The organism is Streptomyces sp. NBC_01446 (genome assembly GCF_026340095.1).
GTDB lineage: Bacteria > Actinomycetota > Actinomycetes > Streptomycetales > Streptomycetaceae > Streptomyces > Streptomyces aureus.
Genome location: NZ_JAPEPO010000003.1, coordinates 52,033 through 66,117 on the forward strand (window position 1 = coordinate 52,033; position 14,085 = coordinate 66,117).

General features: G+C 67.0%; 14 protein-coding genes and 3 pseudogenes. 11 read left to right on the plus strand and 6 right to left on the minus strand.

The features are described from left to right. Window positions 1-159 precede the first annotated feature (159 nt). The 5 genes from OG456_RS44300 (at window position 160) to OG456_RS44320 (ending at window position 3,822) form a co-directional block, all read left to right on the plus strand. Window positions 160-630: a helix-turn-helix domain-containing protein gene (locus OG456_RS44300; protein WP_266570833.1), complete on the plus strand. Its 471-nt coding sequence runs from the start codon at window positions 160-162 to the stop codon at window positions 628-630. Continuing rightward, window positions 519-1,301: an IS630 family transposase gene (locus OG456_RS44305; RefSeq protein ID WP_266570834.1), complete on the plus strand. Its 783-nt coding sequence runs from the start codon at window positions 519-521 to the stop codon at window positions 1,299-1,301. Before OG456_RS44300 ends, OG456_RS44305 begins: the two co-directional genes overlap by 112 nt. 112 nt (window positions 1,302-1,413) lie before the next feature. After that, window positions 1,414-2,211: a hypothetical protein gene (locus OG456_RS44310; protein ID WP_266570835.1), complete on the plus strand. Its 798-nt coding sequence runs from the start codon at window positions 1,414-1,416 to the stop codon at window positions 2,209-2,211. After that, window positions 2,212-2,544 carry a hypothetical protein gene (locus OG456_RS44315; RefSeq protein ID WP_266570836.1) on the plus strand — a complete coding sequence of 111 codons (333 nt, stop codon included), beginning with the start codon at window positions 2,212-2,214 and terminating at the stop codon, window positions 2,542-2,544. 957 nt (window positions 2,545-3,501) lie between these two features. After that, window positions 3,502-3,822, plus strand: a complete 321-nt coding sequence (locus tag OG456_RS44320; protein WP_266570837.1) for a hypothetical protein — start codon at window positions 3,502-3,504, stop codon at window positions 3,820-3,822. Window positions 3,823-4,054: 232 nt separating this feature from the next. Here OG456_RS44320 and OG456_RS44325 read toward each other — a convergent pair whose 3' ends face one another. Continuing rightward, window positions 4,055-4,789, minus strand: a complete 735-nt coding sequence (locus OG456_RS44325; protein WP_266570838.1) for a helix-turn-helix domain-containing protein — start codon at window positions 4,787-4,789, stop codon at window positions 4,055-4,057. A gap of 364 nt (window positions 4,790-5,153) precedes the next feature. Between OG456_RS44325 and OG456_RS44330 the strand changes: the two genes are divergently transcribed. Next, entirely contained in the window at window positions 5,154-5,825 is a 672-nt protein-coding gene (locus OG456_RS44330; protein WP_266570839.1) for a DUF4097 family beta strand repeat-containing protein, read from the plus strand. A gap of 32 nt (window positions 5,826-5,857) precedes the next feature. Further along, window positions 5,858-6,022: pseudogene (locus OG456_RS44335) on the plus strand (ATP-binding cassette domain-containing protein); the annotation flags it as partial. Between the two features lie 139 nt (window positions 6,023-6,161). Here the strand turns inward: OG456_RS44335 and OG456_RS44340 are convergent. After that, window positions 6,162-6,716: a hypothetical protein gene (locus tag OG456_RS44340; protein ID WP_266570840.1), complete on the minus strand. Its 555-nt coding sequence runs from the start codon at window positions 6,714-6,716 to the stop codon at window positions 6,162-6,164. Window positions 6,717-6,998: 282 nt separating this feature from the next. Here OG456_RS44340 and OG456_RS44345 point away from each other — a divergent pair, with 282 nt between their 5' ends. Together OG456_RS44345 and OG456_RS44350 are read left to right on the plus strand one after the other, a co-directional pair. After that, a complete protein-coding gene (locus OG456_RS44345; RefSeq protein ID WP_266570833.1) occupies window positions 6,999-7,469 on the plus strand; it encodes a helix-turn-helix domain-containing protein in 471 nt (156 codons plus the stop codon). Beyond that, window positions 7,358-8,140 carry an IS630 family transposase gene (locus OG456_RS44350; protein ID WP_266570834.1) on the plus strand — a complete coding sequence of 261 codons (783 nt, stop codon included), beginning with the start codon at window positions 7,358-7,360 and terminating at the stop codon, window positions 8,138-8,140. Before OG456_RS44345 ends, OG456_RS44350 begins: the two co-directional genes overlap by 112 nt. Window positions 8,141-8,153: 13 nt before the next feature. On the opposite strand, the pseudogene OG456_RS44355 reads toward OG456_RS44350, so the two are convergent. Together OG456_RS44355 and OG456_RS44360 are read right to left on the minus strand one after the other, a co-directional pair. Further along, window positions 8,154-9,235 (minus strand): annotated as a pseudogene (locus tag OG456_RS44355) (IS630 family transposase). Window positions 9,236-9,277: 42 nt separating this feature from the next. Beyond that, window positions 9,278-9,640, minus strand: coding sequence for a hypothetical protein (locus OG456_RS44360; protein ID WP_266570841.1), 363 nt, complete (start codon window positions 9,638-9,640; stop codon window positions 9,278-9,280). A 343-nt stretch (window positions 9,641-9,983) separates the two neighbouring features. Between OG456_RS44360 and OG456_RS44365 the strand changes: the two genes are divergently transcribed. Continuing rightward, window positions 9,984-11,564 (plus strand): IS1182 family transposase, encoded by a 1,581-nt coding sequence (locus OG456_RS44365; protein WP_266557237.1) that lies wholly within the window; start codon window positions 9,984-9,986, stop codon window positions 11,562-11,564. Between the two features lie 166 nt (window positions 11,565-11,730). On the opposite strand, the gene OG456_RS44370 is transcribed toward OG456_RS44365, so the two are convergent. Together OG456_RS44370 and OG456_RS44375 are read right to left on the minus strand one after the other, a co-directional pair. After that, window positions 11,731-12,285, minus strand: coding sequence for an SMI1/KNR4 family protein (locus tag OG456_RS44370; protein WP_266570842.1), 555 nt, complete (start codon window positions 12,283-12,285; stop codon window positions 11,731-11,733). 203 nt (window positions 12,286-12,488) lie between these two features. Further along, window positions 12,489-13,660, minus strand: a protein-coding gene (locus tag OG456_RS44375) for an IS3 family transposase (protein ID WP_266570843.1) whose coding sequence is annotated in 2 segments (ribosomal slippage) — window positions 12,489-13,408 and window positions 13,408-13,660 — 1,173 coding nt in all. Because the reading frame shifts where the segments join, the coding sequence is not laid out codon by codon here. Window positions 13,661-13,914: 254 nt separating this feature from the next. On the opposite strand from OG456_RS44375, the pseudogene OG456_RS44380 reads away from it, so the two are divergent. Continuing rightward, window positions 13,915-14,055 (plus strand): annotated as a pseudogene (locus tag OG456_RS44380) (peptidase); the annotation flags it as partial. Window positions 14,056-14,085: the final 30 nt, after the last annotated feature.

Here is a 14,085-nt window from a genome sequence, read left to right on the forward strand (position 1 = left end):
ACGCCGCGTAAGGCCCAGGTGAGTACTCACCGTGGACACCTGGGGCCCGTAGCACTCCCCTGCCCTAGTAGCGTGTCGTTGCTTAGTTCTGGGTTGTTTGGTTGGGATGGTGGGGTCCGGCAGATGTTGCTTCCCTTCTGCCGGACGGGAGTTGGGGTGATGGGTTCGCAGAAGAAGAGGCCGGTGGTGCTGACCGCGGCTGATCGTGAAGAGCTGGTTCGGGTAACCACGACGGGTATCCATCCAGCCTCGGTGATCAGGAGGGCGCGGGTGCTGCTCGCGCTCGACACCTCTGCAGGCGCGATCGGCTCGCAGGACGCGGTCGCGGCCCGGGCCGGAGTCTCGGGCGAGACACTGCGGCTGGTGGCCAAGCGGTTCGCCGAGACCGGTGGCGATGTTCACGCCACGATCGCCCGGAAGAAGCGCGAGCTGCCGCCGGTGCCCTCGCCGGTGACCGGTGAGGTCGAAGCCCGGCTGATCGCGATGGCGTGCTCACAGCCACCCCAGGGCTATACCCGGTGGTCCCTGCGGCTGCTGGAGAAGCATGTCGCCCTGGCCGAGGACATCCCGAACCTGGATCACTCCACCATCGGGCGGGTCTTAAAAAAACGGAACTGCGTCCTCATCTGAAGAAGTGCTGGACCATCCCACCGAAGGCGAACGCGCAGTTCGCGGCCCGGATGGAAGACGTACTGGCCATCTACGCCCGGCCCTATGACCCAGCACGTCCGGTCGTGTGCATGGACGAGAAGCCCTACCAGCTCCTCGACCATGCCCGCGCCCCGCTCCCGGCCCGCCCCGGCCACGACGCCCGCCAGGACAGTGAGTACATCCGCTGCGGCACCTGCTCGATCTTCTGCTGGGTCGAGCCCCTGGCCGGGTGGCGCCGCGTCCAGGCACTGTCCCGGCGCACCCGGACCGACTGGGCCGGCCAGGTCGAGCAGCTCCTGACCGTCAACTACCCCGACGCCGACACGGTGGTACTGGTGATGGACAACCTCAACACCCACACCATCGCCTCGCTCTACGAGGCATTCACCCCCGACAAAGCCTTCGCCCTGGCCCAGCGCCTCGAGATCCACCACACGCCCAAGCACGGGTCATGGCTCAACATCGCCGAGATCGAACTCTCCGCGCTGACCCGGCAATGCCTCGACCGCCGGATCAACGACCTCGACATCCTCAACACCGAACTCTCGGCCTGGCAGAACGCCACCAACACCGACCAACGTCAGGTGGACTGGCAGTTCACCACCCACGACGCACGCATCAAACTACGTCACCTTTATCCCAAAAATTAGCCACGACGGTCTACTAGCTGGGCAACTCACTTTGAGGTGGGCTTGCTCAGCCCAACACCCGCGCACCATCGTGGAGTTCAGGAGCACCGGCCGAGCAGACAGGACGCCCGTGATGCGGCTGATCAACCACCCGCTCGCCGCCGTACGCGACGAACACAACTGGTCGATGGACGATCTCTCGACGCGGATGAAGCGTGCGGGGTGCGCTCGCGGCCGCCGCTCGGGCGCCGACCGCGAGCGCACGCCGCACAACCGCCGCGCCTTCCTCATCTACTCCGGCGCCGCACTCGTCGCCCTGGCCGAGCAGTGGACCCACGCCACCCCGGCCCACGCTGTAAGCCTCGACACCGCGCTCGACGGCGGCCGCCTCGACGAGGACCTCCTGAACTGGCTGGAACACAGGACCGACGAACTGCGCGCCATGAGCGCGCACCACCAGAAAGTCGCCGCGCTGCTGATCGAGGCCCACCGCAGCGCCATGCACGAGCTGCTCGACAACGCCCGCTACGACCAGCCCACCGCGATCCGGCTCCACTCCATGGCAGCACAGCTCGGACAGAGCGCCGGCTGGAACGAATTCGACAACGGCCACCACGGCCTCGCACAAGCACGCTGGCACACCGCCATGCACGCCGCCTACCTCGCGGGCGACCGCGACCTCGGCACCGGCATCCTCGCCGACCTCGCCTACCAGGCGACATGGCGGGCCTTCCCGAAGGAGGCCGTCGACATCCTCGCGCTCGCCCGCTCCCGCACCCACTCCCCCGCCGCCCGCACCCTCCTTCACGTGCACACCGCCCGCGCCCTGGCCGTCCTCGGCGACCGCACCGGCACCCACCGCGCCCTGACCTCCGCCACCCGTGAACTCGACCAGGCCCGGCCCGACACGACACCAGCCTGGGTGTCCTGAATGTCTCCCGCCGACCTCGAAGCAGACGCCGGCCGCTGCCACCTCGACCTCGGCCAGCCCGCCACCGCGGCCGCCGCCATCGACAACGGCCTCGACCTCCTCAACGGCGAACGCGACCGCACCCGGGCCGTGTTCACCGTCTACCGCGCCGACGCTGCCCTCGCCGCCCACGACATCCCCCAGGCCGCCGCCCACGCCCGCACCGCACTCGACACCGCCCGGGCCACCAAAGCAGCCCGCTGCCTCGACCTGAGCACCGCGCTCCTGGGACGGCTCCAGCAGCACCGCCACCATCCCGCCGTACGCGAACTGGTCGAGTATGCAAGCGCCTAGTAGGGCAGGACACCCTGCACGACGGCCGCACCCTCCAGGACCTCGGCCTCAACGGAGCGCCCACACTCCTCAGCAGACCTGTCCAACGGCACATCACCGGGAAACGACGGCCGCCCCTCCCCCGCACGGACACGGGCACGGGCGCGGGTGCGGACAGGGTGACCCCCCACACGACCCGCTCATAGCTCGACCGGAGGTTGAGAGATCACTCGAGTGTCCGTCCAGGCTCCACTCCGGTGGCGGCGTTCCCTCACTCATCCGGACCTCCAGGGACTGCGCCAGAAGCGGGGGGCTTCACCGGGCAACGACCTCTACGCCTCACCGGCCCCACCGGCCAGAACACAGTCAGCGCTTTGCGGGGAGGGGCTGCGCACCGGCCGTTCGAGGACCGCCGAGGAGGACACAATCGCGGGTGGGGTCCGGGTGCCCAGAAGTACCAGGCCGCCGGACCCAGCTCGCACCCCGCACCCTCGTGGCAGAGCCCGCCCTGCCCCACCCAAACACCCCGCACATGGCGCCAGGCGGGACAGCCACACATGTGCAGACCGCCCGCCATCACTCACACATCCCAGAACATAACGGCTCGTCACCTTCGAAACGAAGACGCCGACCCGCACGCAAGCCTTCATATCCCATGTCGGATACACAGAGGAGACCGATGACAAGCGCGGCTGCGTGAAGGCGCCAGGGAACGCTGACACGAGGTCACGGGGTCACGGGGTCACGGGGTGAGCACCCCTCACCATCCCCGGGGCCGGCACCAGTCGGCCACCCAGCAGCCGTCCGCACCACGGGGCTCGCAACTTCCTCCAGTCGGGCACCGGTGACAACTCCACCCCTGCCTGCGAGGGCGGTGCGGCAGCCGGGGCGGGGACGAGGGGTTGAGGGTTGACCTCAGGTCTGGTTGAGCTTCTAGGTTCGGGGGCACCCATGCTGACGCATCAAAGGGGAACCGCCATGAGGACACTGGTGCTGGGAAGGACGCCCGCCAGGGTGATGGAAGTGCTGGCCACGCTGCACGCGGACGGCTTCGACGCCGAGCAAGTGAGCACCGGCGAGGGGGCCCGGAGGCTGTTGGAGACCGGGGAGTTCGGGGTGCTGATCATCGGCGGGGGTGTGGAGCCCGACTCCCGCGCGGCGATCAAGGAGTTCGCGGTAGAGCAGGGGGTGCAGCGGGTGATCGACGGCGCCGTTCGACGCCTACGTGCGGCGGGAGTTCGAGCCCCTGATCCGGGAAGCCGCCTCCAAGGGGTGACGGCCGTGGGGGCCGGGCGTTGATCCGGGCGCTCCCTCACCTCGAACAGCACCAGCTGCGACGTGACGCAGCACGACCAGGTTCCCTCCGGTGCCTCACGGGCGGAGCCAGTACCGGATCGTTGCGGCCGTGACGGTGCCGTGGAAGATGCAGACCGCTTTGGCCGTACTTCGTGGCCACAGCCCGGAATGCTGTTGCGCCGGCCGGCCTGGCCGCCGGCGAAGACGGCTACGCGCCTGACGGTCTGAGGAAGGCTCAGGTAGTGCTGTCCTTCGGCGGTTCGGGCTGGGTGTGGAGGATGTCGCGGGCCTGCTCGGCCGCGCGCGCGATGCTTTCGGAGACGAAATCGAGGAACCGGGCGATGTTCTCCAGACGGGTCGCCGCCGGAGTACCCGACCCGAGGACGCCGACACCCTGCCGTGCGATGTCGACCATGTGGGCCGTGGAGCGGGCGGAGGCCATCATCGACTGGTACATGATGTCGTTGTCCACGACATATCGCTCACGGCGGCGTTCATCGTGCTCCCGGCGGACCATGCCCTGACTCTCCAAAAACGCGACCGCCTTCGAGATGGACGCGGGGCTGACCTGCAGACGCTGGACGAGTTCGGCCGCGGTCAGACTGCCCGTGTCGGTGAGAGTGAGACAGGACATCACCCGCGCCATCATCTTCGGCGTGCCCGACTGTATGAGGACGGTCGTGAACGTCTCCTCATACGCGCGCACCGCATCCGCATCACGCCCATGAGCCTGCGAAGGCGCGCCCGGATCACGGGGCGCTGCCGGCTGCTTGCGGCGGGAACGCTGCTGCGTCGCCCGGTGGGCGAGGTCCGCGCGGTAGGCGGTCGGGCCGCCGTTACGCATCACCTCACGCGTGACCGTCGACGTCGGACGCTCCAGGTTTCTGGCGATCTCGGCGTAGGCCAGGCCATCGGCCAGCCCCAGCGCGATCTGCTGACGCTCCTGCTGAGTGAGTCTGCCTCCCGGCATCGCGCTCCCCTTCTCCTTCACAGCCCTGCACCGATCCCGGCGCCCGTCCGCGGCATCCGGCGTTCGTACCCGGCAACGTGCCCAGCGGCCGGCATGCACGTCCGGCGCCCGTGACGGGCATCCCTGCCTCGCGCCCGGTGTCCGGCGTTCGCGTCCGGGGTCGGGCGGGTCGACTATAGCGTTCACTCCCATTCCATTGCAACGACCAGGAGTGCGGGCCGTTGCGTTAGAGCCCAGACCATTGCAATGAAATCCCTGCAACTACCTGCGTTTATAGGGTTCTTGCGCAACAAAGCTGTTGCCCGATCCTTGAATGCAACGTAGCGTTTCGCCCATCAGAAACCACGGATTCAAGGAGCACACCATGCAGAAGTTCGACACCCCCTCCCCCGTCACCGCCGTCCTGGACATCCCCGCGGGCCGCATCCGGTTCATCGCCGCCGACCGCGCCGACACCACCGTCGAGATCCTGCCCGCCGACAAGTCCAAGAGCCGCGACCTCAAGGCCGCCGAACAGACCACGGTCACCTACGCCGACGGTGTTCTGCGCATCGAGGCTGCCGCCGCGAAGAACCGGATCCTCGGCAACTCCGGCTCCGTCGAAGTGAGCGTCCAGCTGCCCGCCGGCTCCCGCATCGAGGCGAAGACTGCCGCCGCCGAACTCCGCGGCGTCGGACGTCTCGGCGACGTCACCTTCGAGGGCGCGCAGGGCACGGTCAAGCTCGACGAGACCACCGGCGCCCGCCTCACCCTCCAGGCCGGAGACATCCTGGTCGGCCGCCTGAACGGCCCCGCGCAGATCAGCACGCAAAAGGGCGACCTGAACATCACCGAGGCCACGAGCGGGACGGTCGAACTGCGCACCGAGTCCGGCGACATCACCATCGGCGCCGCCCGCGGCGTGTCTGCCGCTCTGGACGCCGGCACCACCTACGGCCGCATCCACAACACCCTCAAGAACACCGACGGCGCCACCGCCGCACTCACCATCCACGCCACCACCGCCCACGGCAACATCACCGCCCGCAGCCTCTAACCCCGCCCACAGGTCTCGAAGGAGCGCCATTCATGAGTACTTTGGCCATCGCGGCGAACGGGCTGCGCAAGTCCTACGGCGACAAGACCGTCCTCGACGGCATCGACCTCGCCGTCCCCGAAGGAACCGTCTTCGCCCTGCTCGGACCGAACGGCACCGGCAAGACCACCGCGGTCAAGATCCTTTCCACCCTCCTCATCACGCACTGCGACGCGGAGCGTAGCCGACCGGAGGATGCGGCCACCGCAGCGGCCCTGCGCCCCGATCAACCCGAGGGCAAGAACCAGGCTGGTCGGGCGTCGGCGTACTTGCCGATGCCGCTGACGTCGGCTCTCCTCACGGCCGCGAGCTCTCCGTGACCGTGAGTAGGACGCTCGTCGTGGGTCGGATGCTGCCCGCCATACCGGCGGGGTTCAGCTGGAGAGCGATGTCGACGACCTCTTCCTGCCCGTCCAGCGCCTCGCGCTGCTTGTCGATGAGGACGGCGGGCGCCTGGATTTGAGCAACATTCCCACACAGCCCGAGACTCGACGGGGCGGCACCGACGTCACCCAGCTCGAACCGTCCGTCGTCGAGGTTGCGCTGCCCCTCCGTCACGATCTTGTTCTCCCGCAGATACGCCTGCATCGCCTGCGAGGTGCTGCGGAACGCCACAGCCAGCCGGACACCTCCGGCCGCCGCCGCAGAGTGCGTGACGTAGTGGACATTTCCGGCACCAGCGGGGAGAGCAAGGCGTATGACATCGAGCTCCTGCTGCAACGGAACATCGCTCCCTTCGCAGGCCCGCGTGTCACCGAACGGATGCCCCTCGTCCATGAATCCCAGCCAAAGGCCCACGCCCAACGCCACCAGGACGCACCCGCCCCCGGCCACCCACCACAGCCCACGCATAGCCTCCCCCTTCTATATTCCGGACCGTTCACCGCACCGAAGCGGTTCGCCCACCAGCCCATGGAAGATCGCGCATGCCGATCTCAGCTGACGTTCACCCGACCGTGGCCGCTCACTCAAACCGATGCTCAACACGATCTATAGGGCAACGCGTTCGGAGACCACACCAGAGATCTGACTCAGGTCACTAGTAGCGTGTCGTTGCTTAGTTCTGGGTTGTTTGGTTGGGATGGTGGGGTCCGGCAGATGTTGCTTCCCTTCTGCCGGACGGGAGTTGGGGTGATGGGTTCGCAGAAGAAGAGGCCGGTGGTGCTGACCGCGGCTGATCGTGAAGAGCTGGTTCGGGTAACCACGACGGGTATCCATCCAGCCTCGGTGATCAGGAGGGCGCGGGTGCTGCTCGCGCTCGACACCTCTGCAGGCGCGATCGGCTCGCAGGACGCGGTCGCGGCCCGGGCCGGAGTCTCGGGCGAGACACTGCGGCTGGTGGCCAAGCGGTTCGCCGAGACCGGTGGCGATGTTCACGCCACGATCGCCCGGAAGAAGCGCGAGCTGCCGCCGGTGCCCTCGCCGGTGACCGGTGAGGTCGAAGCCCGGCTGATCGCGATGGCGTGCTCACAGCCACCCCAGGGCTATACCCGGTGGTCCCTGCGGCTGCTGGAGAAGCATGTCGCCCTGGCCGAGGACATCCCGAACCTGGATCACTCCACCATCGGGCGGGTCTTAAAAAAACGGAACTGCGTCCTCATCTGAAGAAGTGCTGGACCATCCCACCGAAGGCGAACGCGCAGTTCGCGGCCCGGATGGAAGACGTACTGGCCATCTACGCCCGGCCCTATGACCCAGCACGTCCGGTCGTGTGCATGGACGAGAAGCCCTACCAGCTCCTCGACCATGCCCGCGCCCCGCTCCCGGCCCGCCCCGGCCACGACGCCCGCCAGGACAGTGAGTACATCCGCTGCGGCACCTGCTCGATCTTCTGCTGGGTCGAGCCCCTGGCCGGGTGGCGCCGCGTCCAGGCACTGTCCCGGCGCACCCGGACCGACTGGGCCGGCCAGGTCGAGCAGCTCCTGACCGTCAACTACCCCGACGCCGACACGGTGGTACTGGTGATGGACAACCTCAACACCCACACCATCGCCTCGCTCTACGAGGCATTCACCCCCGACAAAGCCTTCGCCCTGGCCCAGCGCCTCGAGATCCACCACACGCCCAAGCACGGGTCATGGCTCAACATCGCCGAGATCGAACTCTCCGCGCTGACCCGGCAATGCCTCGACCGCCGGATCAACGACCTCGACATCCTCAACACCGAACTCTCGGCCTGGCAGAACGCCACCAACACCGACCAACGTCAGGTGGACTGGCAGTTCACCACCCACGACGCACGCATCAAACTACGTCACCTTTATCCCAAAAATTAGCCACGACGGTCTACTAGTGTCCTGAGTCATTAATTCGTTGCAGTATGCGGCGAGGGTGTCGATGACGTCGTCGGCCCTTTTCGTCCAGACGAACGGCTTTGGGTTCTTGTTCCACTCGTTGATCCAGCCGCGGATGTCCCGTTCGAGTTCGACGACGCTGCGGTGGGCCGAGCGGCGGAGCTTGCGGCAGGTCAGCTCGGCGAACCAGCGCTCGACGAGGTTGAGCCAGGACGCCGAGGTAGGCGTGAAGTGCAGGTGGAAGCGAGGGTGACGCAGCAGCCACTTCTTGACCGGCTCGGTCTTGTGGGTGGCGTAGTTGTCCAGGACCAGGTGAAGTTCGAGGTCCTTGGGGACAGCGGCGTCGATGACCTTCAGGAAGCGGAGGAACTCCTGGTGGCGGCGGTAATGCTGGGCGATGACCGAGCCGGAGGCGATGTCCAGGGCCGCGAACAGACTGGTTGTGCCGTGCCGGACGTAGTCGTGGGTCATCTTCGCCGGCGTGGTCGGCGCCATCGGCAGCACGGGCTGGGTTCGGTCCAGGGCCTGTATCTGCGACTTCTCGTCCACAGCCAGGACCAGGGCGTTCTCCGGCGGCGACAGGTAAATACCCACCACGTCACGGACCTTGGTCACGAACTGCGGGTCGGTCGAGAGCTTCCACGTCTCCACGATGTGCGGCTTGAGGCCGAACGCCCGCCAGATCCGCGAGACAGCCGACTGCGACATGCCCGCCGCCTCGGCCATCGAACGCGTCGACCAGTGCGAATCACCCTTCGGCGGCACCTGGTCGAGGGTCCTGGCGACCAGGGCTTCGACCTGCTCGTCCGTGATCTTCCGCGGCGCCCCCGCGCGTGGTCGGTCCACCAGACCCTCCAGCCGGTCCGCGGCGAACCGGGCCCGCCACTTACGTACGGTCTCCCGCGAGACACCCAGGTCCTCCGCGACCCGCGCGTTCGACAGGCCTTCAGCGCACGCCAGCACGATCCTCGACCGGAGTACCAGCGCCTGCGACGCGGTCTGCTTGCGCAACCAGCCGCGTAGCACCCGGCGTTCGTGATCGGACAGCTCCAGCGACAACGGCTTCGGACCCGGCATCGCTCCACCCTACAACCGCAAGCGAACTAACGACTCAGGACACTAGCGGGTCAGCGTCTCGAAGCCGACATCGCCGCAGTACTGCACGACGCGCCCCTCCGCCTCGGAGTCACGGTTGTTCATCGCTGCCACCGTCGCCTCCGCCAAGGTGCGGCCTCCGCCAACGGGCTCATCCCGGAGCGGTCGCATCGCGAGGAAGGCGTCCTGAGCGACCGCCCCGACATCGTCGTACCCTGACTTCGGAGTGTCCGTGCCCGCCGCGTTCCGCGCCTCCTGCCACGCCCCCAGCTGCGTGCAGTAGTTCTCCCGCTGCGCGGTCAGCCGCTCCGCGTCCCTGCCCTCGGACGAGGAACACCCCGCCGCCACCGCCACCAGGGCGAGGACCGGGACTACCGCCTTAAGCACCCGCACCACGTTGCCCCCCCGGCTGAAACTGCGTCCACTCGACCCTGCCACCTGCAACCCCCGCAGCAGAATACCCGCGCCGGATACCTTGCCCCCGCTCGCTCCCCAATGAGCCGACCCGAGGCCACCGAGGACACATCAAACCCGGGCGTAGCCACCACCCGAAGAGACCTATCAGCACCTGGCTGAGGCGCCCACACATCCGCGGCCAAAATCAAGCAAAATTGCGATCAGCGCTGCCGGTTACCGGGACACGCCCCTGCGCCTCCCCTAGAAGACTCATGAAGATCTTGGGTTCTGGCCCCGCCGCGTGAGCGGCGGGGCCAGACTGTTTGTTGTGGTGATGGGGGAATGGGCCGGGGAGACGATCGGGCCGGATGTATGGGAGACCTGCCGGGATTTGATCCCGGCAGGGAGTGTGTTCGCGTTCCTGGCCGAGCATCGCAGCGCGCTGTTCGAAGCGGAGATGTTTGCGGACATGTACCCGTCGGCGAACGGGCGGCCGAGCATGCCGCCGCAGATCCTGGCCGCTTCGATCACGCTACAGGCCCTGCACGGGCTTTCGGACTTCGAGACGGTCCAGGAGCTGCGGTGCGACCTGCGGTGGAAGGCCGCCTGTGGACTGGGCCTTCATGACATGGCGTTCGATCCGTCGTTGCTGGCCTACTTCCGCCGCCGGCTGGCCCGTTCCGCCCGGCCGAACCGGGTATTCGAGGCTGTGCGTGAGGTCGTGAAGGCCACCGGTGTCCTCAAGGGCAAGCACCGCCGGGCGCTGGATTCCACTGTGCTGGACGACGCGGTGGCCACCCAGGACACCGTCACCCAGATCATCGCCGCCATCCGGGCGGTGATCCGGGAAGTCCCCGGGGCCGGCGAGGTGGCAGCCGTGCAGTGCACCGCGCACGACTACAACGACCCGGGCAAGCCGAGGATCGCCTGGAACGACGAGCAGGCCCGTGCCGACCTGGTCGACGCCCTGGTCGGTGACGCACTGCGGCTGCTGGGCCATCTGCCCGAGCAGCAGCTCGACGAGAAGGCCGCGAACGCGGTCGGCATCCTGGCCCTGGTCGCAGGTCAGGACGTGGAGCCCGCCGAGGACTCCGACGGCCGCGACGGGCGCTGGCGCATCACCCAGGGCACCGCACCAAACCGGATGGTCTCCACTGTCGACCCCGAAGCCCGGCACGTGCACAAGACCCGCACCCACCAACAGGATGGCTTCAAGGCCCACCTCGCCATGGAGCCCGAGACCGGGTTATACACCGCCGTCGCCCTGCGGCCCGGAGCCGGTCCCGAGCACCACGAGGCGATGGTCGGAATCGACCTGCTCACCGACGAGGACGAGCCCGTTGACGCCTTCGGTGACACCGCCTACTCCACCGGCGACGCCCGCCACAGCCTCGAAACTGCCGGTCACCGGCTGTTCCTCAAACCCGCACCACTGCGGCCCGCCGTCCCTGGCGGCTTCACCCTCGACGACTTCATCATCGACACCGGCGCCGCCACCGTGACCTGCCCCGCCGGACACACCGTCCCTTTATCCGCTCCCGCCGGGCAGCACCACCAGCGCAAAGCCTCGTTCAAGGACGTGTGCGCCGGATGCCCCCTTCGTGAGCGGTGCACCAAGGCCAAGGCCGGGCGGATCCTGACCATCCGTCCGCACCACGACCTGCTCGCCGCCGCTCGCCACCAGACCGCCACCGATCCCGACTGGCAGGCTGACTACCGGCGCTGGAGACCACCAGTCGAACGCGCCGTCGCCTGGCTCGTCCACCACAACAACCGCAAACTCCGCTACCGCGGCACCATCAAGAACGACGCCTGGCTCCACACCCGAGCAGCCGCCCTCAACCTCCGCCGACTGATCAACCTCGGACTCACCCGAACCAACGGAACCTGGCACCTCACCCCGGTCAATACATAGCCGGAGGGGCCGCCCGGCCTGCGGCCGGACAACCCCTCAGCAAGATCTTCATGAGTCTTCTAGGCCGTGTGTCGGAAGTGGATCTCGAACGGTGCGGCGAAGGTTCAAATAGCAGTGGGCCCGTGGTGTCGGTCGGCACCGTTGGCCTGGGTGCGTACGCCGATCATCAGTCCCAGATCAGCCTGCCGCCCTGAACACGTCCAGTTGCGCCCTGCGCCCCCGCAGAAATCTGCTCCATGAGGACGACCGTCTCGCTGAACAGAACGGTCAGTGACTCGTGAACTCCGAAGGATGGCGCATCCCCATCGCCGAATGAACCGATCTGACCGCTACGCGCATCCAGGAACTTGCCGTAACAAGTATCGTCGTCCGAGATGATCGGAATCCACTGCTCATGCCAGAAGGGAAACTCCGTATCGGGGGACGGGTCGTCGCGCTCGATCTCCATCTTGAAGTGGTACGTCCGCTCCATGGCCGCGAGTCCCAGCAAATCGCGGTTGCTGCCGGGCACGACCCCCTCCGTGACACCCTCAGGGCCGTTGTCGGCCCCGGATGCCTGGAGCCACGTCCGAAGGTCGACCGGGAAAACGACGCCCATGCGCTTCTCTGCCGCAGTGATCGCTGCCGGCGGAGCGGGAGCAAGGATCGACGACGCAGTCGTCGGTGCATGCGTCTCCAGCCAGTCCACCAATCGCTGCCACGCCAACTGCACGTCCCCCATGGTCATTCCTTTCTGAACGTCTACCTCAGGGCCTGACGGCGCACTCTACGGCCCGGCAGCGAAGCGCCCCAGAAGCGCAACGTCGTGCGCGAGGACGACTTCGGCTGTGTGTTCTGCGGCATGAAACCTGTATCCCATCGCGTGACAGCCGAGGGTCACTGAGGGGCCCTGCGGTTCTCGGACAGCGGTGTTGAGGGTTCTCCTTATGCCGCTGTCTGCAACTCCTCGTACTCGGCGTGGACTTCTGCGGGTGTCTTGTAGCCGAGGCCGGAGTGGAGGCGTTTTCGATTGTAGAACATCTCGATGTAGCGGACGATCGCCCGGCGGGCATGTGCGCGTGTTGGGAACGTAGTTCGGTGCACGAGTTCGTTCTTGAGGGCGCCGAAAAATGATTCAGCCATCGCATTGTCCCAACAGACACCGGTGCGGCCGACCGACGCTCGCAGGCCCAACGAGCGGAGCTTGCAACGAAGTTCCCGAGACGTGTATTGACTGCCGCGGTCGGAATGAAATATGCAGCCTTCGGCGAGGTCGATGTTCCGGGCCGCCATATCGAGTGCATCCGATATGAGAGAGGTCTTCATGTGGTCGGCCATCGCCCAGCCGACCACCGCTTTGGTGTGGCAGTCGATGACGGTCGCGAGATACAAGAACCCGGCCCAGGTGTGAACATAGGTGATATCGCTGACCAGTTTGCGCCCGGGAGCGTCAGCGGTGAAGTCACGGGCCAGAAGGTCGGGCGTGGCCGGCGCCGCATCATCGGCGATCGTGGTCGCCCGCCAGGGCCGCGGCTGGCATGGCACCAGGCCGAGCTCGCGCATCAGCGCGCGGACCAGTTCCGCTCCGGCCTGCACGTTCATCCGCTGGAGCGCGGCGTGGACACGCCGGTAGCCGTAGGTCTCCTGCGAGTCGGAGAAGATCTGGAGGATGACAGCGCTCAGTTCCGCACGGCGCTTCGCGGTGGCCGACAATGGCCTGGACTTCCAGTGGTAGAAGCCCGATGTGGATACTCCCGCCCAGGTGCACATCTGCTGCTGCACGGGAAAGTTGTCGGCCTCGTCGTCGATGAACTCGTACTTCTCCGTCACCGGTATTCCTGGGCGAAGAAGGCCGCCGTTTTTCCCAGGAACTCGGTCTTCATGCGGAGTTCCCGGTTCTCGCGTTGCAGTTCGCGCAGGCGGGCGCGTTCGCTGATGCTCAGGGGAGGCTCCTCCCCGGCGTGCTCTTGCCGGTACCGGCTGACCCAGGTGCCCAGCGTTCCCTCGTTCACTTGTATCTCTCGGGCGACCTCGGCGATCGGGCGGGACTCCACGACCACCATCTTGACCGCCTCGTCCCGAAACTCAGGACTGAACTTCCTACGCTTCTGTGTCACGTGCTCTCTCCGCCGTTCTGGACTTCGATCCTATGGGGACCGCTGTCCGAGAACTTCGAGGCGCCTCAATCGGCGATCATTTGATCAAGCGCGGGGACTGACAACCACACAGCGGGAGCCCGACCGCCATACCGCTGGTCGCGGACCAGGTCTGCGGTGATCTCGATCTCGGAGTCGGTCATGCGAAGCCACAGGCACGCAGCTGGCGTCCTCCACCGAGACGGTGACCGTCCCCTGACCGGCGCGCAGCCCGATACGCCAACGAGCCCGGCGCGCACTACGTCCTGGTCTCCACCGCGGACACCGACGGCCTCGGCGAATTCCAGTTCCGCTCGTACCGGATCGTGGAGGGCGAGGTCACCGAGGAGAAGGTCACGGTCGTCGAGGCATACTGATCACCGTACGCCCGACCAACTCGCCCAATC

What these genes read in the sequence shown, in the direction of transcription:
- OG456_RS44320 (WP_266570837.1), top strand. Translation starts at nt 3,502, where the DNA reads ATGAGGACACTGGTGCTGGGAAGGACGCCCGCCAGGGTGATGGAAGTG.
- OG456_RS44310 (WP_266570835.1), top strand. Translation starts at nt 1,414, where the DNA reads ATGCGGCTGATCAACCACCCGCTCGCCGCCGTACGCGACGAACACAAC.
- OG456_RS44325 (WP_266570838.1), bottom strand. Translation starts at nt 4,789, where the DNA reads ATGCCGGGAGGCAGACTCACTCAGCAGGAGCGTCAGCAGATCGCGCTG.
- OG456_RS44315 (WP_266570836.1), top strand. Translation starts at nt 2,212, where the DNA reads ATGTCTCCCGCCGACCTCGAAGCAGACGCCGGCCGCTGCCACCTCGAC.
- OG456_RS44330 (WP_266570839.1), top strand. Translation starts at nt 5,154, where the DNA reads ATGCAGAAGTTCGACACCCCCTCCCCCGTCACCGCCGTCCTGGACATC.
- OG456_RS44345 (WP_266570833.1), top strand. Translation starts at nt 6,999, where the DNA reads ATGGGTTCGCAGAAGAAGAGGCCGGTGGTGCTGACCGCGGCTGATCGT.
- OG456_RS44300 (WP_266570833.1), top strand. Translation starts at nt 160, where the DNA reads ATGGGTTCGCAGAAGAAGAGGCCGGTGGTGCTGACCGCGGCTGATCGT.
- OG456_RS44340 (WP_266570840.1), bottom strand. Translation starts at nt 6,716, where the DNA reads ATGCGTGGGCTGTGGTGGGTGGCCGGGGGCGGGTGCGTCCTGGTGGCG.
- OG456_RS44370 (WP_266570842.1), bottom strand. Translation starts at nt 12,285, where the DNA reads ATGGGGGACGTGCAGTTGGCGTGGCAGCGATTGGTGGACTGGCTGGAG.
- OG456_RS44365 (WP_266557237.1), top strand. Translation starts at nt 9,984, where the DNA reads ATGGGGGAATGGGCCGGGGAGACGATCGGGCCGGATGTATGGGAGACC.